Origin of the sequence: Calothrix sp. NIES-3974 (genome assembly GCF_002368395.1) — a bacterium.
GTDB lineage: Bacteria > Cyanobacteriota > Cyanobacteriia > Cyanobacteriales > Nostocaceae > NIES-3974.
In genome coordinates, this window is sequence record NZ_AP018254.1 from 736437 (window position 1) to 763354 (window position 26918).

Here is a 26918-nt window from a genome sequence, read left to right on the forward strand (position 1 = left end):
TAATTTTGCACTACTACTTATGGTTTCAGAGTCTCCTACCCATCGACACCAAGGGATAAATTCGGTAATCTGCGCATAAGCCCTCAATATAAACAAAATCCAAACAACAATCACACAAGGTTTAATTATTACAACAAAAAGCACCTCGGCTGTGAAAAACCCAGGTACTGATGACAGTTTTGTCATCTAACCATCATCAAATTCAAAGAGCAATTATTTCAATCAGGAAAAATCTACTGATTCAGTGGGAATACTGGATTTCCATAGATTTGCCCGATATTATCGCTCCTGATGGCTTTTTAAAATTAACCCACTTTGTGTTCATGTCGCAAGGGACAGGGAGACAGCTTGTAGCTGAATTTTTTAAGCGATAGTGATTTCCGGAGATAGATAAACATCCTGAATTAAATGAAATAGCTTAATCCCTTCCTCTAGGGGTCGCTGAAAGGTTTTGCGTCCAGAAATTAAACCCGTACCCCCTGCTCGCTTATTGATGACTGCGGTGCGCACTGCATCCGCAAAATCGTTTTCTCCCGCAGCTCCACCAGAACTAATTAAACCTGCGCGTCCACAATAGCAATTTAAAACCTGATAGCGGGTTAAATCAATCGGATGGTCTGTTGTGAGTTCCGAGTAAACTCGTTTATCAGTTTTTCCGTAGCTCTTGTTTGTGATTTTAGCTACTGCGGGATACCCGTAGTTAGTTTCCGGTAGTTTTTGTTTAATGATATCAGCCTCAATGGTTACACCTAAATGGTTGGCTTGTCCAGTTAAATCTGCTGCGAGATGGTAATCTTGGTCTTGTTTGAAGGCGCTATTACGTAAATAACACCACAAAATTGTTGCCATTCCCAATTCGTGAGCGCGTTTAAATGCACGGCTAACTTCTTGAATTTGGCGAGTAGAGTGTTCGGAACCAAAGTATATAGTAGCACCAACTGCCACTGCCCCTAAATTCCAAGCCTGTTCCACATCCGCAAACATCACCTGGTCAAATTGGTTGGGGTAGGTTAACAGTTCATTATGATTGATTTTGACAATAAAGGGGATTTTATGGGCATATTTGCGGGATACCGCTCCTAAAACCCCCAGGGTAGTTGCAACCGCATTACATCCTGCTAATAGGGCTAATTGGATAATATTTTCCGGGTCAAAGTAAATCGGGTTCGGTGCAAAGGAAGCACCCGCAGAGTGTTCAATTCCCTGGTCTACGGGAAGAATCGAAAGGTATCCCGTATTGGCTAACCGACCACTACCGTACAATGTTTGTAAACTACGTAACACTTGGGCATTGCGATCGCTATTTAACCAAACTCGATCGATAAAATCTGTACCAGGTAAGTGTAATAAATCTTTTGGTACTTTGGCTTTATAAGTAAGTAAATCTGCTGCTGATTCTCCCAGTAAGGACTCAATCGAGTGGGATGTATTATTCATCGCAATCATAAAAATCCTCAAAGATTCGCATTTATTTGCTTTTAAAATAACACCTACCCTTAGTACTAGATTCACCCAATTAGCAGAGAAGATACAATTTCGCTAGAGTCCAAAGGAGCAAAAATTAATTTACCCAAGTTTTCTCTATCAAAAGTAATAAAGTTGTCAGGATATGACATGGTTAATGTTTACAAGTAAACTGTCACCTGTCAACCGTCAACAAAAGAGAAACATATCAGCTTCCGAAGTATAACTATTCCTAGTCACCCTGAATTCCAACATGAAAGATTTAATTATCCAGCAAATATTTATATCCATCGCTACTGTTAACTGGGAAGGATTAATCAGGTTCTATAGCCAATTGTTAGGTGTAAATCCAACCCAGTTAATACCAGGTAAATACGCTGAATTTATGATTAATTCGGTGAAAATTGCAATCTTTACCCCTAAAGCAGAACATATAACGGAATTTAATCAACCTCAACAATCACCACTGAGTTTGTGTATGATAGTAGAGGATTTAGATAATGCGATCGCCTATCTCAAAAGTATTGATTACCTCCATACTGTGAGTATTCATGTTGCCTCCCATGGACGGGAAATTTACGTATATGACCCCGATGGCAATCGAATTATTCTCTATCAACCTTTATTACCTTGAATTAAGCAAATATACGTATTTAATCATTTTTAGTGTATTACTTTTAAAGATTTTTTGATGAATAATGACAAGAATCATGAAAAATATTCACTATCTTGCTTGGGGTTTACTATTCAACCTTTCGATTTATATTCCAGCTCAAGCTGAATCCGTAAATTCCTATCCACCTTCGATTCCAATAAATACCCCAGACAACAAAAATATTCAGAATCCAGCAACCTTACCACCCATCAATCGCGCAGATGATTTAATCACCCAACCAGCAACCATTAACAATAATTGGATGCAACCACAACCGGTTCAAAATCAGCCAAATACCACTTCCAATCATACTTTTCCCCTGATTCGTGAAGATGGATGTCGTCAAGCCAATCCCCTCGACTTTTTCAAAGACCCCAGTGCAATTCTCGAAAAATGTGAAAAGCAAGCTACCATCGAACCCCTACCACGGACTGAACAGTTGGAATACTTTAAAGTCCCCAGTTTAGATTCTGGTGTCAAACTGCGAGTTACCGATTTTTAAAGCTATATTTTTAACCAAGTGAGTAGGGAGTGGGAAGAGACGCGACATGTCGCGTCTGTACGGGAGGGTATATAATTAAAGCCTTTTTGATTAAAAACAAAGTGTGTTTTAGCCTATTTTCCCATGATGACAATGGGACTGGATTGACATTTGTAACTATGTGTATTATATTATATTACATAATGACAGCCTAAATCCCAGATTTTCCACAAAAACCGAAAACTTTCAGGGAGCAAGGAAAAGAGAATAGTCGTCATGTACTACGTAAACTAGAACTGATGAAAGTTAGTTTTCCCACTTCTGACACCCTGTTTTCTAGCAAGTTTTCCATGTCGTTTGGACACAATAAAATAAGAAAATAGTTTATTTCTACTTCCTCTGCATCAAGGGAGAAAGATAATTAATTAAGCCCTGACTTAAAACTTACCATTCACCGGTGATAAATACAGGTAAATATTGTTGGTCTGTGTTAGAAGTTAGAGTGTGCGAACAACGGAGTTTGTCGCACATCAACGAACAATCTAATATCCTCAGCAAATGAAGGGTATGAAATTATCCCGTTAACTATCATATATCATAATTTAAATCCCAAATCTAAAATCCAAAATCGATTATGCCTTATCAAAAATTAGAATTAAAAACTCCATCACCCATATTATCCTGGGCAAATCATGAACTGGGAAGTGATGAAAGTAAAATGGCTCAAAACGTTGCTTCCTTACCATTTGTATTTAAACATGTTGCCTTAATGCCCGATGTTCATTTAGGAAAAGGGGCACTAGTTGGTTCAGTAATTGCCACAAAAGAAGCGATTATTCCAGCCGCAGTTGGTGTGGATATTGGATGTGGAATGGCAGCAATTAAAACACCTTTTTCTGGAGATAAACTAGAGGGAAAACTTAAGCAAATTCGTCAAGAAATTGAAGCCGCTATTCCTACTGGTTTTGAGGAAAATAAAGACATCGAAAAAACCGTAACTAACTGGCAAAAATGGCGGGAATTTAATCAGCTGCATCCAGGGGTGCAGGATTTGCAAACCAAAGCCATGCGACAAATGGGTTCTTTAGGTGGTGGTAATCACTTTATTGAAGTCTGTTTAGATACAGATAATCAAGTGTGGTTGATGTTACATTCCGGTTCTCGTCATATTGGCAATAAATTGGCTAGCTGTCATATCGATACAGCGAAGGAATTGGCGAAAATGGCACAAATCAAACTTCCTGATGCTGATTTAGCCTATTTTGTGGCTGGTACACCCGAATTTGCAGCCTATTGGCATGATTTGCAATGGGCACAAAATTATGCGCGTATGAATCGCGATGTGATGATGGCAAGGTTCAAACGCATCCTGGAGAAACATCTTGCGGGAGGAAAACCATTTAAACCTTTGCTGGAAGTCAATTGCCATCACAACTACGCAGAAAGGGAGGTACACTTTGGCGAAGAGGTCTATGTCACCCGTAAAGGTGCTGTCCGCGCTCAAACTGAAGATTACGGGATTATTCCCGGTTCAATGGGTGCGAAGTCCTACATCGTCAAAGGTAAAGGCTGTGCTGATAGTTTTTGCTCCTGTAGTCACGGTGCAGGTCGGTTGATGTCCCGTAGCAAAGCCAAAGGAGTGTATACTTTGGATGATTTGATTGCGCAAACCGCCGGGGTAGAATGCCGTAAGGATGAAGGGGTAATCGATGAAATTCCCGGAGCTTATAAGCCGATTGAACAGGTAATGGAAAATCAAGCGGATTTAGTGGAGGTGGTTGCGACTTTGAAGCAGGTAGTGTGTGTTAAAGGGTAAAGTTAGCTGGTTTTTATTGACTGCTGAATGTTGACTGTTGACCGTGAACCGTCAACGGTCAACCAATTGGATCAATATTGCCAGCACTTGATTGAACTGATTTTACCCGGAACAGCGATCGCAGCGACGGTATTATGTTCGGGAACAAGTTCTAGTAAACTCCAGTCACTGACGGATAGGAGTTTAGCTGGTTCGTTGCCGTTGATGCTGACTTCGATTTTTTGTAATTGGGAAATACCTGCACCAGTGGCTTTGAGATATGCTTCCTTACACGTCCAATACCGGAAGAATATCTCTTGTTTCTGGTAAGGTGAGAGTGATCGCATCACAGCATATTCATTGGTGGAGAAAAATTGCTGGGCTAAGGAAAGTACATCAGAAACGGGACGTACATACTCTAAGTCAATCCCGATGGGACGATTTTGACACACAGCTAGCAATGCTAATCCTTGACAATGGGATAAATTAAACCAGATTTTGCGATCGCTAAACTTTTCTGAGAGTACTGGCTTACCAAATTCTTCGTAACTAAATTCTACTTCCCCAGGTGTAACATTGAGATATTGACTTAAAATAGTTCGTAGAATACCCCGTCCAGCAGTAAAGCGTTGGCGATGTTGTTGGAAATAAAAACGGTCAGCCCGCGATAATTCATCAGCAGATAAAATCGTGGCAAAATGTTTTAAAGTAGACTCAGATTGATCTAAATCAATCCGCCAGATGTGAATTTCATCCGGTAGTATTGTCATTTCCTTCGGTGCAGGTAGCCATGCGCTAGGGCTGTTGATGGTTGAGGTACGCAGTTTAGGTCTTTGCATTTTAATATCTTCAGTGTGTGCGACTTCCAGTGAAAGCCGAATGAAATTAGTTTAGAGGAACAGGGTCGATTTCATATTCAAAAAGTAAGCCCGGAACATAGCCCATCTTTTTTCGTCAGTTGTTTTAATCAAGTAATTATTGTTTTGCTTGACGAAAATTGACAGCTAGTTAATTTTGCCTACTTGGTAGATACACTAATTTCCACAACAAATTGGCACAGTGTGCAGTCACTGCTGTAAATTTAAATTGGGCAATTTTAGTTGTTGTTTTAACCTGTGGGTTATTTCATCTTCGCTGGTATTGGCTAGGGACTGTGGAGTTTGTCTCTAGCCTGTCTACCATGAATTATTAGTGAAGTCTATTCATATCTTTGTTTAGTTTAGCTGAAGCAGTTATCAAGGAACTGTTAAGCATGACAATATCTTGATATTTTTACTCCTTATTTTAGGAATTTAGGGTAAATCAGCCTGATTGTCCTGAATGAACTCAAAAAGGCTTGATATTAGCATTCTTCTCGTCTTGTATTATTAATTGAGAATTCACAAGTAAACGGGTCAATTTCCAAAAGGTTCAAATATTTATTTCACAAATAAGTCAACATAGCTTTTACAGGAAATAAATTGGACACAGTAACAGTAACTATACCGAGAAAAATCATCTAGATATAGCTAGTCAAATACAGGAGTATCATCCCATTGAAAAGTTAAATTCAATCGGATAGGTGAATAAGTAATATTTGTTAAGCTTTGACACATTTAAATTGTATATCTACTCATTGTTGAAGTTAACTGTTAACGGTTAACAATCAACGATCAACAACCTGTAAAGCAGTTATACAAAGATGAGCTTGAGCTTAAAAGTTCAGGTTCACAGAAACTTCATATTGCTGTTAATTTCCTATTGTAGTGATTTTTATCAAAAAATAAATAGTCAAAAATTATAAAAATATAAAATGTCACATTTCTAAATTTTTTTAGTTATAATGAGTTGATTCGGACAAGATTAGATATAATTACTTCCAAGATTAAAAATCATAATTACGCTTACAATTTTCCTAATATCAATTCATCACCACGAATATATTTTTTCCTACTTTAGTATTTTCAAACCAACAAAATAATAAATCTAAATCTCCACATTTTCCATTGATAATTGTATTTAGCCGCACTAAGTTTTTGAGTATGTCCAGTCATATCCACCATACCTGAAAAAACGTGAGTACTACGACGGATTCAAAGAACCCCTCTCCCTCTTGTAGAGAAATTTTAGAAACATTTATTTTTGGTTAAAACTACGGATTTTGCCGCCCCTCTCCTCTGTATTACAGAGGGATTGGCTGAATTTCTTAAAAAATCATGTATAATATAATTCTATAACTTCGATTCATCACGGAGCAGGGGATAATGGAGTGGCAAAAACTACTGACTCCGCAACGCTTAGGGAAAAAAGAAGCGGAAGATATTCGCTATCACCGCACCCCCTTTCATAAAGATTACGACCGGATTGTTTTTTCTTCTCCCTTTCGTCGTCTCAAGGATAAAACCCAAGTTTTTTCCCTAGCAAAAAATGATTATATTCGTACCCGTTTGATTCACAGTTTAGAAGTATCTTGTGTGGGGAGGTCATTAGGAAGAATAGTTGGTTACGACATTGTTCAGCGTCATCATTTAGATAATTTAGATTTAAGTGCATCAGACTTTGGTGATATTGTTGCAGCTGCATGTTTAGCCCATGATATCGGTAATCCCCCCTTTGGTCATTCAGGGGAAGATGCAATTCAAACAGGATTTAAAAATTGGTATAATCAGCTAATTAATAGTGTGGAATCATTATTAAGTATTGCGGAAAAAACAGATTTAGATTTGTTTGAAGGGAATGCGCAGGGATTTCGGATTTTAACAAAATTAGAAACCCAACCTCGTTTAGGGGGAATGCGTTTAACTTGTCCAACTTTAGCCGCATTTACTAAGTATCCTAGAGAATCCTATATTCCCCCAGAAAAATTAAACGGTTACACAGGTTGCAGTGTCAAAAAATACGGTTTTTTTCAAGCCGAAAAAGAATTATTTAGTCAGGTTGCACAGCAGGTAGGATTAATCCGTCGTCATCCCGATATCGCTTGGTGGTGTCGTCATCCTTTAGCTTTTTTAATGGAAGCTGCGGATGATATTTGTTACTCGATTGTAGATGTGGAAGATGGGTATCGGATGGGTTATATTAGTTTTGAACAAGCCCGTGATTTATTAGCTGCGATCGCTAATTTAGATTTATCCCATCACCATGCAAGTAATGCGGAGTTAATTAAGCATTTGCGTGCAAAGTCAATTAATAATTTAGTGGATGAAACCGCATCTATTTTTCTCGATTTTGAATCGGAAATTTTGGCTGGTAAGTTTGATAATAATTTATTAAAATTGAGTAAATACTTGCCAGAATTACAAAATATAGCGACAACGGTATCCACACAAGTTTTCCTACATCCAGATGTTTTAGAAACCAGAATAGCTGGATATGAGGTTTTAGGGAAATTATTTACCGATTTCATCGATGCAGTTTTAAGTAATAGTAAAAAATCCGAATTAATTTTACTAACTTTACCCGAAAAATATCGCCCTTTCCCCAATGAAAGTTTGTATAACAAAATTCTGCGGATTACCGATTATATTTCGGGGATGAGTGATTCCTATGCAACCAGCATATTTAAAAAATATAGTGGTATTTCCTTGGGTTAAATTAAACGGTAAAATTAACTTTGATTTGAAAACACATCAGGTTGGAAAATACATCATGGTATCCGTAGCTAACCAAATTGTCCTCATTACAGGTGCAAGTAGCGGAATTGGTGCATCCTGTGCCAAAATATTTGCAGCCGCAGGAGCAAAATTAATTTTGGCAGCCAGACGGTTAGAAAGATTACAGATACTGGAAAAACAGATTCAGCAAGAATGTCCAACTGATACCTATCTAATTCAACTAGATGTACGCGATCGCTCTGCTGTCGAAAATGCGATCGCCAACCTACCTCAACAATGGCAAAGTATTAATATTTTGATTAATAATGCTGGTCTTAGTCGTGGTTTAGATAAAATTCAGTCCGGGGATTTTCAAGACTGGGAAGAAATGATTGATACCAATATTAAGGGTTTATTGTATGTGAGTCGCTACGTAATTTCCGGTATGCTTGAACGAGAATATGGACATATTATTAACATTGGTTCCATTGCCGGACATCAAACCTATCCCGGTGGAAACGTCTACTGTGGAACAAAAGCCGCAGTTAAAGCCATTTCCGAGGGGATGAAATTAGATTTAGTCGGTACACCAATTCGGGTGACATCCGTAGACCCAGGTATGGTGGAAACAGAATTTAGTCAGGTTCGCTTTCACGGAGACGTTGAACGTGCTACTAGTGTTTATCAAGGTATGCAACCCCTAACTGCGGACGATATCGCGGATGTCGTCTTTTTTTGCGCAACCCGTCCTCCCCATGTGAATATTAATCAGGTGATTCTCATGCCAGTTGATCAAGCTAGTAGCACCCTAGTACATCGTCGTTAGTAGAGACATAATATATTACGTCTCTACATAAATATTACATTCTATATATTACGTCTCTTGACTAATTTTCAGCCAACCCTATTTAGTCGGAATAGTGATAATAAACTCCGTACCCTGACCAAGATGGGAAACACAAGTTAATTTACCTGCATGGGTTTCTTCAATAATTTGTTTCGCAATAGCTAATCCTAACCCTGTTCCTTTCCCCACTCCTTTAGTCGTAAATAAATGCTCGAATATTTTACTTTGAATTTCCGGAGTCATTCCTTTACCATTATCTCGAATCCGAATTTGTAACTCTTCATCTGCCATACTTGTACTAATACAAATTCTCTGTGGATGAGCTTTTAATTCTTCCATACTTTGATTTTGTGACACTTCATCAAACATATCAATGGCATTAGCCAAAATATTCATAAATACTTGATTGAGTTGACCAGGGAAGCATTCAATCGGAGGTAAATCTCCATATTCACGAATGACCTCGATTGCGGGACGATGCTCATTGGCTTTGAGACGATATTTGAGGATTAATAAAGTACTTTCCAAACCATCATGGATATTAGCAGTAACTTTATGCTCCGTATCTGCGCGGGAGAAAGTTCGTAGACTGTTACTAATATTTTTAATTCGCTCAGTAGCTGTTTGCATACCTAATAATATTTTCGGTAAATCCTCCATGAGAAATTCTAAATCAATTTCTTCTGCACTTTCTTGAATAACTGATGTTGCTTCCACTTGTTCTTGATAAAGTTGTAAGTGACCTAAAATATCTCGAATATAATCTTGAGCATTTTTGATACTACCATTGAGGAAACTAATCGGATTATTAATCTCGTGCGCAACACCTGCAACTAAGTTACCTAAAGCCGACATTTTTTCCGATTGAATTACCTGAGCTTGACTTTGTTGTAGCTGCATTAAAGCTTGCTCTAACTCTTGATTTTTACGTTTAATTTCCGCTTCTGCTCGTACTTTTTCCCGTTCTGCGGCTTTTTGTTGACTAATATCCCGACCAATAAATAAACCCTGATATTTACCATTATAAAAACAGCGTGTTCCCCTCACCTCGATATCAAACTGACTACCATCTTTTCGGATTACAATTGCATGACCGTAGAAATCTTTACCTGCGGTAACAGCTTGTAGAGATTCTGTAAATACATGTAAATAATCGGGATGAACAAAATCCGCAGCAGTTATTTTTAAAAACTCTTCCTGAGAATAACCATACATTCGACAATTTGCTGGATTGACAGCAAGACACTCACCGGTTTCTAAGTCCCAGATACCTAATCCATCGTTGACACTTTCAAAAATACTACGATACTGCTGTTCTTTCTGGGTCAATTCCTTTGCTTTTTCCTGTTCCCGACTGTAGAGTTGAGCATTTTCAATGGCGATCGCAGCTTGGGATGTTAAAACTTTAACAACCTCCAGGCGATCGCTGGTAAATGCTGCTTTCAATAGGTTGTTTTCTAGGTACACCAAACCTAAAAATTTCCCTTGGGAGAAAATGGGTAAACAGAGAATGGATTTTGGTTGGTTTTTAACTATGTAGGGGTTATTGATAAACATCCCCTCTTTCGCTGCATTGTTTAAAATCAGGGGTTCCTGGGTGCGAACAACGTATTGAATGAGTTCAACGGGGAAACTTTCGCTTGTTTCCAGAGAAACTTTATTTACAACAACTTCTCTAATTTCCTGGTTACAATCAGCAACTTCAACATATAAATCCCCATCCTGTTCCAGAATAATACAGCCTTTTTGCGCTCCTGCATTTTCTAAGATAATTTGTAGTAACTTGTGCAGCAATTTTTCTAAGATAATTTCACTGGAAATTGCTGTTGCAGCTCTCATCACAGTACCCAAATCTAAAAGTTGGATTGCAGTGCTACTACTACCTCTAGTTTGGGTAAAAGTTTGAGTTAGATTTCGAGGTAAATAATTACTGGATTGAGATTTAAGGTTGAATAATTGGGAATATTTTGTTTCCAATTGTTGTACTTTTACTTTTGCACCCCACTCTTGATAATATTGATGGGCATCTTGTAGGTATATCCAGGCAATTTTAGGTTTATTAATTTCTAAATAAAATTCTGCTGCACGTTCATTAGCTAATGCAGCTTCTTGGATATAATCATGAGCTACAGCACCTTGAATTGCCTCGTCATACATTTGCATCGCTTCTGGAATATTACCGAGAATGCGATGCATCTCGGCTGCCACTAAATCATACTTATGCTGAAAATTCATCGGTGCATGGTGAGCGCGATGTAGTAGTTTTTGTTGGTTGTTTTTGACTCTTTCTAAAATCTCTTCTTTTCCATTTTCATCGGTACAATGCGGGTAATTATTTAAGGCAACCAGAGAATCATAAAAGTGAAAAAGAGGAATAAAAATAGTCCCTGCAAAGGATACTATGGTTTGATGAACATGAACATTAGCTTGATTTGCCTCTTCTCGGCGATCGCACAGATATTCATGAATCATTTCATAGAACCAATATAAACATAATCCATTTAGACTTCCGGTTTTATGAATACGACTGTAAAATTCCTCTTTTTGTGATTTAACAACTGCTTTATCGAGAAAATTTTCTAAATCTCTGACTGCAAAAATAGCTATATTTGCTAAATCTAAAGCGGATAATAAATTAAATTTTTGTAATTGCTGAATATAAGCTTGAGCGTCATCTATAACTGTTTTCAAATTGACTCCTGTCAAATAAGCACAGTGAATCGCAAATCCAGCATTATACCCAGCAAATTCCCTATCCCCTACAGCCATTCCTACTTGATAACCTTCAATTAAAAGTGGCAAACTATCGCGATAGTGTTGTTTGCAGTTAAGATTAGATTGGGCAACAACGAGATTAACTTTACTGCGGTTATAATGATTCAAATGACCTAGCATTTGCAGCGCTAAGTTCCCAAATTCATAGGCTGCGCATATGTCTTCTAAAATTATGTTTTTTAATGCTCCATAGGCAGCGTAAATATAAGCTATATTTGAATTTTTCCCATATAAAATTAATTGTTTAACCTGAATTAGTATCACTAATGGATATAAATATGGTTTACATATATAGATAGCTGGAGTAGTTTTAAATAATAAACTAGCAATAGCTAATGCTTCTGCATCTATCATTGCTGGTAAATTTAATAAATCATCTGTTGTTTTATTCCCTAATAAGTCTTGAACTTCCTTTAGAGCAGCTATTGTATCCGCAGAGGTGACAGTTTCTGGTAAGTTGAGATTAAACTCTTTTAGAGCTGTGCAAGCAATTGCGATCGCATCTAAAAATCGATGTTGAACTGCGTAGGCTTGAATCTGAATTTCATAGGCTTTGATGCGGTCTAGTTTATTTGTGGTTTTTGTAAAAATGATTTTGAGGCATTCTTCCATTTCCGCAAATCTACCACAGCAATAAGCAGCTTCTGCTTTTTCTTCTAACAGTGCTAAAATTAAATCTCCATTTGCTATTTTTCCCTGACTGTGACTAATAATTTGGGAAGTAAAATTAATGAATTATAATCCCATATGAAAATAATTCAAAGCGGATTCGTAAGCAATTGCAGCTTTGGCTTTTTTCCCAGCCATGAGATTTAATTGGGCAAATTTTTCCCTTTCTGAATGATTTTTAAATAGGGAAACAGCCTGATTGGCGTGATTGACAATCTCGAAGATATTTTCTGCTAACTTTTCTGAAGATATGCTCTGTAAAAGTAACTCAGCGATTTGCTTGTGAACCTGTTGTTTTCGCTCCTGGGGAATCAAACAATAAGCAGCTTCTTGGATTCGGTCATGTTGAAATCTAAATCTAGGGTTTTTATCTTGAACGCTATATTGAGCTATAATCTCATCTAAGAATAATTTATAATCCTTATCTAAGGGAATAACTAAATTTTGTGCTATCGCTGGCCATAAATTTTTGAGCGCAGATTGGGGAGATTGTTGACTAATTATTCCTAAAGTCTGTAAATCAAACTTGTCACCAATACATGCAGCTAATCTTAATACTTCCTGAGTTGACATAAATAAATTTCGCAATTTACCTATCATTAACTCAACCACATTATCTGTAATATTTTGCTGCCTAATTGCCGTCAAATCCCATTTCCATTCACCTGTTTCTCTCTCAAAACTCAATAAGTTTCCTTCTTGCAAAGATTTGAGTAGTTGAATTAAAAAGAAAGGATTTCCCTGGGTTTTTTCATACAGTAACTTTGCCAAGGGTTGAATCCGTGAAAAATGACAATTCAGAGTATCCGCAATTAATTGCATCACATCATGTAATGACAAAGAATCCAAAACAATCCTTGTCAAACCTAACCCTTGCGCTTCTATTTCAGCTAAAGCTTGTATAAAGGGATGGGTGGGGTCAACTTCATTATCCCGATAGGCTAAAATTACCAAACGATGCTGAGTCTGGGAACTTGTCAACAACCTTTTTAGAAAAGATATGGTCGTTAAATTAGCCCATTGTACATCATCAATAAACTCCACCAAAGGAGATTTCGGACTCCCAGTAGCAGTTGCAAAATCCATCAAAGTCTGTTCAAAACGATTTTGTGCTTCCTGTACAGGTAATTCCTCCACCGATGGTTGCTGACCAATTAATAACTCCAACTCCGGAATCAAATCAATTATCAATTGTCCATTTGAACCCACAGCTGCTAAAAACCGATCGCGCCAATATTGTAAACTTTCCTTACCCTCACTCAATATTTGTCGAATCAAATCCCTATAACTAGCTGCAATACAAGCATAGGGAACATCTCTCTGCAACTGGTCAAACTTTCCACTGATAAAATGACCACGACTAGCTGTGACAGGTTTGAGCAATTCCCGAATCAAGGAGGTTTTCCCTACACCGGAATATCCATACACCACCACCACCTGACAACCACCCTTTTGGACGGTAGCAAACGCATCTAGTAAGGTTTTGACCTGGGTTTCCCGACCGTAAAGTTTTTCCGGAATACGTAATTGAGACATGCGATCGCGAAGCGACTCCATAGGAGTATCCCGTTGCCCTAAAATAAAGTTATTGACAGTACCTGTTTGCTGATATTCTTGCCAACATCGCTGTAAATCTGACTTTAAACCCCCAGCACTTTGGTATCTATCCTCCGGATTCTTTGCCATTAATTTACCAACAATCCTTTCCACCATCGTTGGTATCCCCTTATTTGGAAGGAAAGCAGGAGGATTTTTCGTCAAATGAGCATAAACCAACTCCATTGGGTCATCCCCAGCAAAGGGTAATTCCCCCGTTAATAGTTCATACAAGGTCACACCCAAGGAATAAAAATCGCTTCGGTAATCAATCCCCCGATTCATCCTTCCAGTTTGTTCGGGAGACAAATAAGCTAAAGTCCCCTCCAAAGTATCAAGGTTTCCAACTTCCCGAATTTCTTGAGAAACCAGAGCTGCAATACTAAAATCAATCAGCTTTACCTGTCCCGATTGCGGTTCTATCAAAATATTCGCAGGTTTTATATCCTTGTGAATAACCCCTTGCTGATGAACATGTTCCAAAATCCCAGCAACTTGTACAGCAACTCCTAAAACCTCTCCCACACCCCTATTTCCCTCCCCGAAATATTTACATAGAGAGATTCCCCCAAAATCCTCCATCACCAACATGTAACTATTCCCACATACATCAAAACTGTAAATCGGAACAACACCCGCTATATCCAGTTTTTGAGTAATGGTGTACTGGTGACGAAATCTAAATATCTCCTGGGGAGTCGGAGAAGGATTTCTCAGTAGTTTTACCACCACAGGTAAGCGATCGCCTTCTCGAATTGCTCGATAAACAATTGTCCGAGAACCATGATATAGTTCTTCGAGAATTTCGTATCAGGGAATACTGCCGTGGTTAGTAATCATACTGGGAAGAAATCCTTACTATTGCTGAACATTTTCTATGTTTAGTCTTCCCACTTTGCCTGAAAAATTAAACTTCCAACCAGAAATTATGACACCTACATTGACTGCGGACACCAGAACCCATAAAAGTAGTTTTTCCCACACCTTGTTCCCCACTTCCCACTTACTTTCAAGTAGGAGCATTTGAATTTATTTAATGAACTATGATTGTACATCCTGCATCTTTTGAATCAACGTCAAAATCCTTTTACGAGGGTGTCAACGCAAAGGCTCCACATCGGGTAAAATCCTAATTATTGCCAACTAAGATTAATCACAAACAACATCACCAGGAGAACATCATGGAAGAAACACAAGTTAACTGTAAAGTAGACTGCGTTAACGGTTGTCTTCTCCCAGAAAAATGCCCAAATCTAGAAAACCGCCAAGCAACAACCAAATTTATTGCTGAAACATCCCTTGACCAAATGCTAGAAATCGCCGAAGCCGCAAGACTAAAAAAACTCATGGAACCACCTAAATGGGTCATTCCCGAAGATATTTAAGACTTGCAGTACATTGAAAAACCTTGTTACAGATGCCTGAAGAAAGTTGTTTTTTGTTTTGTGTTTAAAAGTAGTAGTAGCTGAGTATTCACCTAAATCTTGGTAAATCCTAATCTTAGTCAATGTAATACCAATTTGAAAAAAAATACGACAGATAAGGTAGGTACAATTAAACATAAAACCACAATGCAACCAATCTTCGGCGTAGAGACGCGATATATCGCGTCTCTCCCTACGTACTTTCTAATCCAAAATCCTATAACCCTCCGTGCGTCCCTATACAGCAATTTTGATTATCCCCACAGGAATTGGTGCAGCCATCGGTGGCTATGCTGGAGACGGACTACCCGTAGCCAAAGCCATGTCACAAGTTGTGGATAGACTGATTACCCACCCCAACGTCATGAACGGGGCAATGATGTACTGGCCTATACCTAACACCCTCTACGTGGAAGGATACGGACTCGACCGCTTTGCTTCTGGAAATTGGGGTTTACGTCCAGTACATCAGAATAAAATCGGTATAATCTTAGACCAGGAAATAGAGCCAGAATTAAGAATTAGGCAACTACAAGCAGCAGATGCAGCCAGAGCCACCTTGGGATTGCAAATATCCGATTACATAATTACAGATGCACCCCTAGGTGTCGAATTGCAAATATCAAACAGTGGTAGTAGTTGGGGTACAATTAGGAACCCGGATGCCTTGTTACAAGCCGCAGATCAATTGATTCAAAAAGCAAACGTAAATGCGATCGCAGTAGTAGCTCGCTTCCCCGACGAAATAGATCCAATTGCCGACCTCAATTACCGCAAAGGTCAAGGCGTAGACCCAATAGCCGGGTGCGAAGCAATTATTAGCCATCTAATCGTCCGTGAATTTCAAATTCCCTGCGCTCACGCACCAGCCTTTTCCCCACCTCCATTAGATACTAACCTATCACCCCGTTCCGCCGCCGAAGAAATTGGCTATACATTTTTACCCAGCGTCCTAGTTGGACTCCATCGCGCTCCCCAGTTCCTATCCCATCCATCAGACCCGTTTCCCCAACCATGGGATATCTGGTCAAACCAAGTAGACGCGCTGGTAATCCCTGCAACCGCAAGTGGAAATAGTTGTGTCATGCACCTCAGCCAACAAAACACACTGATCATCGCTGTTGAAGAAAATTACACCCAAATTCAAGTACTCCCCCATACAATCGGCATCAAATCATTACAAGTTCAATCCTACTTAGAAGCCATCGGTATCCTCGCAGCTCATAAATCAGGTATCGACCCCCAAGGTTTTATCACAACCAAATCGTCCCAACATATCGAAAGATTAACTTGAGAAAGCAACCTTTAACGATAAAAAGATGTTTGTCAATTATCGATAAACACCATATTAACCACCTTGTGAAGACAGGAAATAAGCTCAAACAGTATATTTGTTTTTATCAACTATTCCCGATTCCCTACTCCCTACTCCCAAAAAGCAAGCTTGTTAAGTGTTAAAAGCAACTTTTAACACAACCTCTAAGCTCGACTTTATCTATTTTATTGAAGAGGAAATGGTAGCAAGATCAGAAATCAGATAGTTTGGAATGTTTCTGATGAACTTGCTACGGGAAGAATTTCTTGTTTTCATTCTACCGTTTGCGGCTGCATTTTCCAAGCCAGTTTGGGAATCTGCGATCGCATTAGTTGTAGGAGCCATACTAACTTTAATGAACAGAATGATTCAAGAGGCTGATTTTCGGATTCGGGACGGGTTTAATCAACGAATTTTATAAATTGCTAATTATTAGTTGACGACGGATTGTGGTTGTTTAGTTAGTTCGATACATTGTCTCCGTCGTCATTCAATCCGTGTGCTATTTTCTCACCCCTGTTTGTGCAGGTATGGTGAAATTGATACTGAATGGTTGTCTATTTTCATTATTTCTACCCCAGGTAAACTCACCTGTAAGTTGATAATTTCCAGGTGTGAGGTTTAATTCATCCTCTTTTGAGGTGTTTACAACTACATTTCGTAATCCTTCTGCAATTAAAGCTGAAGTGGCTGTTCTTCCACTTTTGATATTTTTCCCATTTTGTGTGAGACTCCAATTCATTCTGGCAAATGCTGATGCTTTACCAGTATTACGTACTGATAATCTTAATTTTTTAGTGTTTTTATCCCACTGAGCATTTTCCACAGATAATCTTGGACTAACATTTCCTTTCCTGACTAGAAGTGCAGAACCAACACGAGTAATTACCCGAGTTCTCGCACCCTGAGTATTTCGAGTAATATTTTCCTGTAATGGCTCAGTAAAAATCATGGCTCTGTATTCACCATCAGGAAGGTTTGGTGCTAGACGAGTAATCAAACGAATTTTCCGAGTAGTACGGGGGGGAACTACTAATTCCCGTGGTGAAAATTGGAGGTAGGGACGTAAATCTGTCGGACTAGATTTTAAGATTTTAAAACCAGTATCAGCATCATAGGTGAAAGCTTCTGCATAGACCCGCGCTCGAAAGGGTCTGTCACCTGGATTAGTTACATCGATAAATTCCTGTGCTTGTCCACGCTTGGCCTCTACTTCGATAGTAATCGGAGATATGGATACTTGAGCAGATGCGACACTTTGATCAATAAAGGGAGATGCAACAATTGCCGTTGTCGTAAAAATAAGGCTAGTAACAGATGATTTCAACACAGTATTTTCCGGCTTTGTAGTTATTAAATTGACGATTTAACTGTAAATTTTGACTGAGAATTTATATATTTTGTTTCTATATATCGCAAGTAATAAAATAATCATTCATGACTATTGACTGATGATTTTTTACTCATGATGGTTTTTATCTGAATAAAATAAAACCGTATATTCCACAGAAAAACAGTCCATAAATAAAAAGCCCACAATCGCAGGCTTTTTGCATATTTATTCATTTAGAGAACGCTGCATTTAATCGAAAGATTACTGAGCAGAAGTTCCAGTGAGAGTAACTACATATGTGTAAGCACCAGAAGTAGGAGCAGGAGCAGGATCAGCAGGGAAAGTAACTTCTAAACCAACAGTTAAACCTGTTGCACTGTTTGCTACGGTGAATTCATCAGAAGTAGTTAAGTTAGCAGTAGCTGTGTTAGTACCATCTGAAACTGTCGCAACAACACTTTCTGCGGGGGTGGGATTTGTTCCTTCTGTAACCGATGCTTCCAGGGTTCCTCCAGAACAATTAATAGCAATGGGATTAGCCAGTGAACCGGTGAATCGTCTGTTAGCAGTATCATAGGTCAAGGTGCCGCTAGCAGTTTCTCCTGTTGTGGTAGCAGGGTCACCCAGTGTACAAGCATCATTAATACCACCGGAAAATCTAGCTTCAAAGGTTTCTGAAACCTGCGCACTTGCGCGACCTGCGAAACCTAATGCAGTAGCAGCAATCAAACCGGAGACCAAAATAAAACGACGTAACATGAAAAAGTCCTCTTACTAAAAATTTTGTCCAAATTAAGTGAAAAATCAGGCAACCTATTTATCACGCGTTCAGTCCACGTATTTAAAGGTTGATAAATGCACCGCATGGAGATATGTAAATATATGCTGGAGATTTTCAACTTTGATAAATACTGAAACTGTGAATATTTCTTTAGTTGAATATGCGCTGTGAATTGCTAACACCAAGGCTGATATAACTGGATGTAAATAATCTAAAAAACGGCAAGTGGAAACAAATTGCGAATTAATTCAATCTTTGATTTTTTTGGTGTCTGCAAACAAGTTTAACTAGCAAAATAGACATTTTCTAGGGTGATTACACGCAAAATATTGTCCATAGTTTTTTGCGTGTATATACTGTTTTTGGGTTTTGCTGTGTAGCTAAGAGTAAATTAAAGATCGGGATTATACGGTGATTTTTTGGCAAGAAGTTAATCCCTCATAGGATGTATTGGTGTACAGGTGTGCATACTGCAATATACGCCTATTTGGAAAGCACTTTTTGCGACTAAAATACCCTTAAAAGCTTACAAGACAAGAGTTTTACTAGTTTTTAGCAAGCCCTAATTAGGAAAGTTGACATACTCCCTGCCCTACAAAAGCAGAGATTCTAGGCTCAAACAACGATTGCGGACAAAGTCCGTCTTAAATCGTCTAACCCAGCAGTCGATGTCCCAACTGCACAAATATTTTTAGCTGCGTTTTCGTCTCTCCCATTGACTGACTGACAGGACGGACAACGCCACTTTCTAACTGACAAATCTAATTTTTCTAGAACGTGTCCACAATTAGAACAAGTTTTGCTAGACGGATACCATTGATCAATAAATACGATTTGTTTGCCTTTCTTTTTGGCAATCCACTCTAGAATTTGTAGAAATTCTCCAAAAGCCAGGTCTGATATCTTGCGCCCCCAAAGACGTTGCATTCCTTTGAGGTTGAGTGTTTCAAAACACAACACATCAAACCTATTAGTTAGGTCGTGAGCTAATTTCCAAAACCAATCACGTCTAGCATTAGAAATATCCTCATACTTGCGTACTAAATTCTTTCTAGCCCGTTCTCGATTAGCTGACCCTTTCAACTTTTTGGAATGCTGCCTACTGGCTTTTTTAATAGCATTAAGTGACTGTTTGAAGAATTGGGGCGACTCCATTTTAGTGCCGTCTGAGCAAGCGAGAAATGTCTTTAATCCCAAATCGAAACCAGCGATTTTACCTGTCTTGATTTCAACGTCTGGATTGCTAGCATCATCAACAACAATAACCATAAACAGCTCACCTAATGATGTGCGTTTTCTAGTTAAAGTTTTGACTGTTCCTTCTATCTCTCTTGACTTCCAAAATTGATATATTCGATTACCAATCTTTACCTTGTTGCCACTTAAAAACTTATAACCCGCTTGCTTAAGGGTGAATGATTTGTACTTTTTAACTTTCTTGAATCCTGGTGGACGAACCCCCTTCTTGTTGTGTTTAAAAAATAATTGGTATGCTTTCTCAATGCGTTGGCAAATATCTTGTACTGCCTGAGAACCTACTGATTGCCAAAACAAGTTACGCTTCCGCAATTTGGCTATATGAGATTGGAGTTTCGCACAACTCAAGTGTTTACCCCACATCCGGTAGTATCGACGATGAAGGGCAATGCAATGGTTATAAATCACCCCAGAAGCGTTAATCATTCGCTTGAGGTGTTTATTGCGTTTGTGTTCGTACAACTTAAATCGTAGTGTTCTCATGCTACTATTGTACACAATAGCGCTGTACAATAGTATGAAGAAACGATTAGATTTTAGAGTAGAAGAACACGAACTTCAAATCCTTGAAGACTACTGCTTATTTGTCGGCAGAACAAAAACTGATGTGCTTAGAGAACTCATTAGAAACCTGAAGATTAAAGAAAAAGCCGTCCTTCCAGGACGGGGCTTTAGACCCATTCTTTCGGTAACTATGGAAGCTGAATATGATTTTAGTCAAGGTAAGCGGGGTGCGATTGACCCAACTCCAAGGGGAAAAACTCGGATTACAATTCGGTTAGATGATGAGGTTTTAGCGTGGTTTCGGGAGCAAGTTAATGTTGCTGGGGGAGGAAACTATCAAACCCTGATTAATGAGGCTTTGCGTCAGTATATTCAGCAGAGTCGCGAACCTTTGGAGGATGTTTTGCGGAGCGTAATTCGTGAAGAACTTGAACGTATGCAGGATTGTGCCTAGAAGTCGGGTTTCTATACTTCACGACAAATCGCCCTCTGGGTGATGGGTAGGGGATTTATAGCGTCATTTCTGGTGCGACGACGTAAATCGGCGACATCGGGGGAAGCGTTGATGGCTTCTTCGATGCTGATTTTGCCACTACGCATTAAAGCACATAGGGCATAATTCATGAGTTGCATTCCTTCGTGGGTGCTGGATTCCATTAATTGCCAAATTGCTTTGTCTTCACCTTTGAGTAAATAATCTTGCATGGTGGGATTATTCAGCAAAATTTCTAGAGCTGCTACTCTGCGTCCGTCAGTGCTGGGGACTAGTTGCTGGGTAATTACCGCTACTAGGGTATCAACAATTTGTACCCGCATCATTGCCTGTTCTTCGGGGTGGTATTGGCTGAGTAATCGATCAATGGCGACCAGGGAATTTTTTGTGTGTAGGGTTCCAATTACCAGGTGTCCGGTTTGAGCGGCTTTAATGGCGGTATCGATGGTCAAGCGATCGCGTATTTCTCCAATAATAATTACATCCGGGTCTTCCCGTAGCACTGAGCGTAGGGCATCGTGGTAAGCTTGGGTGTGTAAACCCACTTCTCGCTGGGTAACTAGGGATTTACGGGAGGTATGGACGTATTCAATCGGGTCTTCGATGGTGACGATATGCTTTTGAAAGTTCTCGTTTAAAAAGCGAATCATCGCTGCGATGGTGGTGGTTTTACCGGAGTTGGTTGCACCGGTGACTAAGACTAAACCCTGTTTCTGACTGACGATATCCTTGAGTACCGCAGGTAGGCGTAAACTTTCTATGGATGGTACTTCTAGGTTAATTAACCGTAGCACCATCGCTCCTCCTGTCAAGGTTTCAAAACAATTTACCCGACAGCGTACAAAACCAGGATAGAATATTCCCGTGTCTAATTCCTTGGTTTCGAGAAAACGCGATCGCTGGGATGGGGTAAGTAATTCCATCAAGTAGGCTTCAAAGTCCTGGGGTGTAACAATTTCCCCTTTCTGGTAAACCAAAATCTGTCCACGCACGCGAAATCGTGGTACCTCACCGACTCGAATATGAATGTCGGAAGCTTGTTGAGTATGGGCATCGCGTACCATCTGCTGGATAGTCATAGTGTTATTTGTCACCATCTCTAACCGTCCATTGCCAAAGGAATGGGAAGAAGACGAAGGTAAATGGGGCAAATTAGGGTTGGATAAGGGGGACGCGAGCGGCTCTTCCATTGCTGCTTCCTTGGGTAAAAAATAATAGGGTACAGGAGACAGGAGAAAACAATTTCTGTTTTGCCACCTTTTTCTAGGACTGTCAAAATTTGGATGTAGCTGACTTTGACGATGGGTTTAGATGTGGAGATGTATACTTTGCGCGCTGATATATTTTCCCTTTGGTTTGTTCACAGTTGACAGTTGACCTTTAAGCTTTAACCAAGCTGTTGTGTTTTTAAGTTGTATATTTACTACTTTTGATAGATGACTTGTTCCCTGCAATAAGTTCTCTTTACAGAAGGTCGCGCTATGCGCATCTACGCCTACAAATGTTAATCGTTAACTGTTAGCTGTCAATAGCACATCAAGTAGTTATGTGAGTTTTTGCTGATCCAAACCAAAAGCTTACTTATTGACCGTGTAAAGTATAGCTGTTTGATGGCTATGGAGGTTTTCGTATTCTATGCATCAATTTATACATCTTCATCCTATCGAACTATTGAATCAACATCATCGGAGTTTGTATCTGGACTTGAAATCACCGATTCAAATTTTCAACAATAGAAAAAATTTTAATCAGCGAAACCAAGCTCAACCGCAAACATACGGAGATAGTTAGTCTACAACTATCTTAGTTAATCTCCACGATAGCGCCATACCCTTTACAGTCATTTCACAAAAAACCGAGGGAAGTGTGAATTTATGTGTATTCCCTGGGTATCTTAAGGTTGAACTATCTAGCAACTAGCTGATTTAACGTGAGTACTCCTAGGTCGTAGCGAACTACGACGGATTCAAATAACCCCTCTCCAAACCTTTCCCCTCTTGGAGAGAGGCTTTGAAAACATTGATTTTTGGTTAAAACTACGGATTTTTCTGCCCCTCTCCATCCTGGAGAGGGGTTGGGGTGAGGTTCATCAAACTCACGTTGATTTAGGGGAATTTTTTGTTTTGATCGCCTTTATTTTTGATTGTCCCGCGACGCAATCCATGAGTATGAGATGTGATGTATCGCGTCTCTACAATCCAAAATCTAAAATCTATAATCTAAAAATGGTTCGCAGATTAACAAATTGGTTAGAAAGACGCTTCTGCACACCTGCTTACAGTGGTTGGGTGTTGGGAGGAATTTGTATTTGTTTTTTTGGTGCAGCAATTAACACAATGGCTGGGTGGCTGTATGTAATTAGTGGGATTAGTTGTGCTTTACTATTTGTGGCGGCAATTTTACCAGCGCGATCGCTTGCGAGTTTATCAGTAGTGCGTCAACCAATCACCCCGGTCACGGTGGGGGATGATTTAAGCGTCACCCTGGAAATTCACAATCACGGCAAAAAGACCGTCAATTTGTTGCGGATTGAAGATAAAATACCAATAGTTCTAGGACAACCCATTAGTAAACCCATTGATGGAATATTTCCGGAAACCACCTATACATGGGAATACACCTATCCCACCTCTCGACGGGGTGTGTACCGTTGGCAAACTGTCGATTTAATTAGTGGTGCTCCTTTGGGGTTATTTTGGTGTCGTCGTTCCCAAGCTTGTGCAGCTATTGCCTACGTTTATCCGCAAATTCTTCCCCTCACCAGTTGTCCAATTATTGATGAACTAGGACGGGATGACAGCAGACGGGAAGATTGGTTTGGTAATCCCTACCAAGCTGCGATGGAGGGTTTGGTTAGGGCAGTACGTCCTTACCATATCGGCGACCCGATTCGTTTGGTACATTGGCGTAGTAGCGCTCGTTATGGGGAATTACGGGTACGGGAGTTAGAAACGATTACAGAGGGAAAGGAGGTAATTATTGCCTTGGATACGGTGACTTCCTGGGATGACAATAATTTTGAAGCCGCAGTCACCACAGCTGCTTCTTTGTACTTTTATGCTCAACGTCAGGGTTTAAAGGTGCAATTGTGGACAGCAGCAACGGGAACTATTCGCGGAAATCGACAAGTTTTAATGACCTTAGCTGCAACCCATCCCCAAGAGGATGTAAACTCAGATTTATCAAGAGAAACAGCTTTCACGAGTCCCATAATTTGGCTCACCCAAACCCAGCAAACTACGATCAATTTACCACCAGGTAGCCGTCGAATTCTCTGGACAAATGATGATTTATCTAATCCCCAACAGATTCTCAAACGAGATATCCCCGGTATGATTATGGAACCCCATACAGACCTGGTGATGCAGTTACAAAAGAGGGTATGAGGAGACGACTCAGTGGGTCGTCTCTGCGGGAATAGGGGTGGGTGGAGTAATTTATCACAAACATTTTCTATACCAATTTGAAAAGGAATGCGACAGATAGAAATAAGAAACCTGGATACAAAAAGGGGTTCCCAATCCATAGACCCAAATAGGGTGGATCGATCGTTCTCTGATTTCTCTGTGTGTAGCACAGTAGGCTAGAGTAATCCAAAATCCAAAATTATCAGCTAATCCCATCCAGTGTAGTTAATACCTTAGCTACTTGTCGAGAAAGTTGCATTTTTTGAAAAAGCTGGAGGGATTTTTGCCAGCATTCCCTCGCTTGTTCTAAGTTTCCCATAGCTAAATATAGCTGTCCTAAATAGTATTGACTTTCCCCTAATTCGTAACTATTGCCTATCTTACCAAAAAATGCGATCGCCAGTTGTTGATACTTCAGTGATTGGGGGAAATCCTGCATTAATCGATACACATCTCCCTTGGTTGACCAACATCTGGCTCGGTCGCAGTTAAAGTTAAACTGTTCCGCTAAAACCATTACCTGCTCAAGGTTAGCCAGTGCATCCGTATAATTACCAGTATTACGTTGCGCTAAGGCTAACATATTTAAATCCCAACAAACCTGCCAAGGAGGAACAAAATCCAGGGGATGGTCTGTATAATCACCTAAAGATGTAATTGCATGTTTCGTGGCAAAGATGTTCCCTAAACAGGAATTTAGCAGCGCAATTTCACACCAGCAACTATTTTCCCTCGCTTGAATAATTCCCGAAACTGGAGACTGGGCTATTTTGAGTTTGCTTTTATAGGTATTTAAACCTTGTTCATATTCTCCGGCAATGTAGTAACATAAACCCATATCACTGTAGGAGTTAAATTCTGTCCAAATATCACCTGATTTTTGAGCAGATATTTGTGCTTGTCGATGGTATTCTAGGGCTGTGTCAATTCCATTTTCAAGTAAATATGCATGACAATCACCCAAACAACGTAATAAACTTGCTTCTTTGATAGGTGATATTTTGCCAATTAATTCCTCTGCTAATTGTTTGACTTCACGAATGAATCCCCAGGATAAAAAATACAGAAACAATTCTTCAGGTAAATCGGAAATTGCTGGACGACGGAGAACATCCCAAGCAGCATCATAATCTTGTATTTTCACATAATGATGGTACGCTTCTAAAACTTCTAAACCCTGTCGTGATGATTGAATTTGGGGATGGCTTTGATACCAAAATTCTCCTATAGTGCGATGAGTTTGTTCCCAATCATCACTCTGTTGCAAACGAGTTAATCCCGCAGCACAAATTCCCGGATGCATTCGATATTCACCACGGTGAAATTGCACTAAGGAACAGTCAAATAATCTTCTAGCTATTTTTCCACGTTGTTCATGTTCGATATCCCATAGTAGACTTTTCACGCAACTATCCGGTAGCCATTCGATTTGTTGATAGCGACAAGCGGCTAAACGACAAATTAACCTATAAGCGGCTGGAGAATGTTGATTTAATCGGTCTAGTTGATTGTCAATTAAAGAGGAAAATGGCTCTAAATTTTGAATATCATATCTATTTTGTTGGTAAAAAGTATTAATCTCACCATTGTATTGATGATGAATTTCACTATACAAAAGCTTCATTGCATAGGCATTACCATTATATGTTTTATGGAACTTTTCTAAATAAATAATATCTTCAGATGATAAATTTTGACCAAAATATTCTTGCCAATTTCCTAAACTTAATCCAGATAAACCCAGAGTTTGAATATCTTTAATCTGTGCTTCCTTTAAATATTCACGACTGGTAATTAAGGTTAAACCTCGATTACGAGGGTCACTCAGCACCCTGAATAATTCTAAATAATCACGGTAATCAGGTAAAAATACACCGTTTACTAATAAAGTTTCCAGGTTATCAATAAAAATTAAAATCTTTGACTGAATCAACTTTTCTGACAATAACTTTAAACTCAGATAAAAATCACGAGGTACATCTTCATGGAAATCCCGTTGTAACCAGGTTTGTACAACTTTTTCCGCTCTTTCCAGATTAGCTATTTCCAGAGCAATTTTGATATCTAAACGTTGGTGAAAATCGCACACACTAATAAATCTTTCTGCTAACGTGGTTTTCCCAACCCCACCTTCACCAACCAGCATTATAATTTGATAACTTTCGTTTTTCCACCGTTGTAATGTGTTGATTTCCCAACTTCTTCCCACCCACTTAGGTTGGGAGTAGCTGGGAATCGGAGGAATTAATTCCGGGATAAATTGAGTAAACAACCTTTGTAAATCAGCCCAACTACCCCGCTTATCCTCACTGGCGATCGCAAATTTTTTATATGCTATTTCCAAGTGCTTTCTAACTGTAGCTTCACTCTTAATCTCTAATTTATCAGCAATTTCTTTATTACTCTTACCAGCTAATTTCAATTGTAAGACCTGACGGCATTTATCCCCTAGTTGATAATAAATTTTCTGAAACTCATCCTGGTTCATAGTTTTTAAAAATGGTAAATCAATATGAAATACTTGCTGATATCTAGGAACGTACTAATGAT

General features: G+C 39.2%; 19 protein-coding genes. 10 read left to right on the forward strand and 9 right to left on the reverse strand.

What is annotated here, in order from left to right; genetic code table 11:
• Window positions 1–363: 363 nt before the first annotated feature.
• Window positions 364–1446: a class I fructose-bisphosphate aldolase gene (locus CDC37_RS02810; RefSeq protein WP_096620388.1), complete on the reverse strand. Its 1083-nt coding sequence runs from the start codon at window positions 1444–1446 to the stop codon at window positions 364–366.
• A gap of 271 nt (window positions 1447–1717) precedes the next feature.
• Between CDC37_RS02810 and CDC37_RS02815 the strand changes: the two genes are divergently transcribed.
• From CDC37_RS02815 to CDC37_RS02825, 3 genes are all read left to right on the forward strand, one after another.
• The gene (locus CDC37_RS02815) at window positions 1718–2098 is read left to right on the forward strand and encodes a VOC family protein (protein ID WP_096620389.1); all 381 of its coding nucleotides are present in this window, start codon (window positions 1718–1720) and stop codon (window positions 2096–2098) included.
• Between the two features lie 76 nt (window positions 2099–2174).
• Complete coding sequence (locus tag CDC37_RS02820; protein ID WP_096620390.1) at window positions 2175–2621, forward strand: hypothetical protein; 447 nt, start codon at window positions 2175–2177, stop codon at window positions 2619–2621.
• 613 nt (window positions 2622–3234) lie between these two features.
• Window positions 3235–4416 carry an RtcB family protein gene (locus tag CDC37_RS02825; protein WP_096620391.1) on the forward strand — a complete coding sequence of 394 codons (1182 nt, stop codon included), beginning with the start codon at window positions 3235–3237 and terminating at the stop codon, window positions 4414–4416.
• Between the two features lie 71 nt (window positions 4417–4487).
• Here the strand turns inward: CDC37_RS02825 and hetI are convergent, their stop codons facing one another.
• Window positions 4488–5234, reverse strand: coding sequence for a 4'-phosphopantetheinyl transferase HetI (gene hetI / locus CDC37_RS02830; protein ID WP_096620392.1), 747 nt, complete (start codon window positions 5232–5234; stop codon window positions 4488–4490).
• A gap of 1404 nt (window positions 5235–6638) precedes the next feature.
• Between hetI and CDC37_RS02835 the strand changes: the two genes are divergently transcribed.
• Window positions 6639–7967, forward strand: coding sequence for a deoxyguanosinetriphosphate triphosphohydrolase (locus CDC37_RS02835; protein ID WP_096620393.1), 1329 nt, complete (start codon window positions 6639–6641; stop codon window positions 7965–7967).
• Window positions 7968–8022: 55 nt separating this feature from the next.
• Window positions 8023–8793 carry an SDR family oxidoreductase gene (locus CDC37_RS02840; RefSeq protein ID WP_096625858.1) on the forward strand — a complete coding sequence of 257 codons (771 nt, stop codon included), beginning with the start codon at window positions 8023–8025 and terminating at the stop codon, window positions 8791–8793.
• A 78-nt stretch (window positions 8794–8871) separates the two neighbouring features.
• Here the strand turns inward: CDC37_RS02840 and CDC37_RS25630 are convergent, their stop codons facing one another.
• Window positions 8872–12201, reverse strand: a complete 3330-nt coding sequence (locus CDC37_RS25630) for a GAF domain-containing sensor histidine kinase (protein WP_096620394.1) — start codon at window positions 12199–12201, stop codon at window positions 8872–8874.
• Window positions 12202–12324: 123 nt separating this feature from the next.
• Complete coding sequence (locus CDC37_RS02850; RefSeq protein ID WP_255408935.1) at window positions 12325–14658, reverse strand: ATP-binding protein; 2334 nt, start codon at window positions 14656–14658, stop codon at window positions 12325–12327.
• A 377-nt stretch (window positions 14659–15035) separates the two neighbouring features.
• Here CDC37_RS02850 and CDC37_RS02855 point away from each other — a divergent pair, with 377 nt between their 5' ends.
• The 3 genes from CDC37_RS02855 to CDC37_RS02865 all read left to right on the forward strand — a co-directional run bounded on the left by CDC37_RS02855 (window position 15036) and on the right by CDC37_RS02865 (window position 17014).
• Window positions 15036–15239 carry a hypothetical protein gene (locus CDC37_RS02855; protein ID WP_096620396.1) on the forward strand — a complete coding sequence of 68 codons (204 nt, stop codon included), beginning with the start codon at window positions 15036–15038 and terminating at the stop codon, window positions 15237–15239.
• 268 nt (window positions 15240–15507) lie between these two features.
• Entirely contained in the window at window positions 15508–16572 is a 1065-nt protein-coding gene (locus CDC37_RS02860; protein ID WP_096620397.1) for a DUF3326 domain-containing protein, read from the forward strand.
• A gap of 262 nt (window positions 16573–16834) precedes the next feature.
• Window positions 16835–17014, forward strand: a complete 180-nt coding sequence (locus CDC37_RS02865) for a hypothetical protein (RefSeq protein WP_096620398.1) — start codon at window positions 16835–16837, stop codon at window positions 17012–17014.
• 81 nt (window positions 17015–17095) lie between these two features.
• Here CDC37_RS02865 and CDC37_RS02870 read toward each other — a convergent pair whose 3' ends face one another.
• The 3 genes from CDC37_RS02870 to CDC37_RS02880 form a co-directional block, all read right to left on the reverse strand.
• Window positions 17096–17923, reverse strand: coding sequence for a P pilus assembly protein, chaperone PapD (locus tag CDC37_RS02870; RefSeq protein ID WP_096620399.1), 828 nt, complete (start codon window positions 17921–17923; stop codon window positions 17096–17098).
• Between the two features lie 264 nt (window positions 17924–18187).
• Window positions 18188–18685 carry a hypothetical protein gene (locus tag CDC37_RS02875; RefSeq protein ID WP_096620400.1) on the reverse strand — a complete coding sequence of 166 codons (498 nt, stop codon included), beginning with the start codon at window positions 18683–18685 and terminating at the stop codon, window positions 18188–18190.
• Window positions 18686–19322: 637 nt separating this feature from the next.
• A complete protein-coding gene (locus tag CDC37_RS02880; RefSeq protein ID WP_096620401.1) occupies window positions 19323–20447 on the reverse strand; it encodes an RNA-guided endonuclease InsQ/TnpB family protein in 1125 nt (374 codons plus the stop codon).
• 211 nt (window positions 20448–20658) lie between these two features.
• Between CDC37_RS02880 and CDC37_RS02885 the strand changes: the two genes are divergently transcribed.
• Window positions 20659–20922, forward strand: coding sequence for a BrnA antitoxin family protein (locus CDC37_RS02885; RefSeq protein ID WP_096620402.1), 264 nt, complete (start codon window positions 20659–20661; stop codon window positions 20920–20922).
• An 11-nt stretch (window positions 20923–20933) separates the two neighbouring features.
• On the opposite strand, the gene CDC37_RS02890 is transcribed toward CDC37_RS02885, so the two are convergent.
• A complete protein-coding gene (locus CDC37_RS02890; RefSeq protein ID WP_096620403.1) occupies window positions 20934–22151 on the reverse strand; it encodes a type IV pilus twitching motility protein PilT in 1218 nt (405 codons plus the stop codon).
• Window positions 22152–23186: 1035 nt separating this feature from the next.
• On the opposite strand from CDC37_RS02890, the gene CDC37_RS02895 reads away from it, so the two are divergent.
• Window positions 23187–24347 carry a DUF58 domain-containing protein gene (locus CDC37_RS02895; RefSeq protein ID WP_096625860.1) on the forward strand — a complete coding sequence of 387 codons (1161 nt, stop codon included), beginning with the start codon at window positions 23187–23189 and terminating at the stop codon, window positions 24345–24347.
• Between the two features lie 223 nt (window positions 24348–24570).
• Here CDC37_RS02895 and CDC37_RS02900 read toward each other — a convergent pair whose 3' ends face one another.
• Entirely contained in the window at window positions 24571–26856 is a 2286-nt protein-coding gene (locus CDC37_RS02900) for a tetratricopeptide repeat protein (protein WP_096620404.1), read from the reverse strand.
• Window positions 26857–26918: the final 62 nt, after the last annotated feature.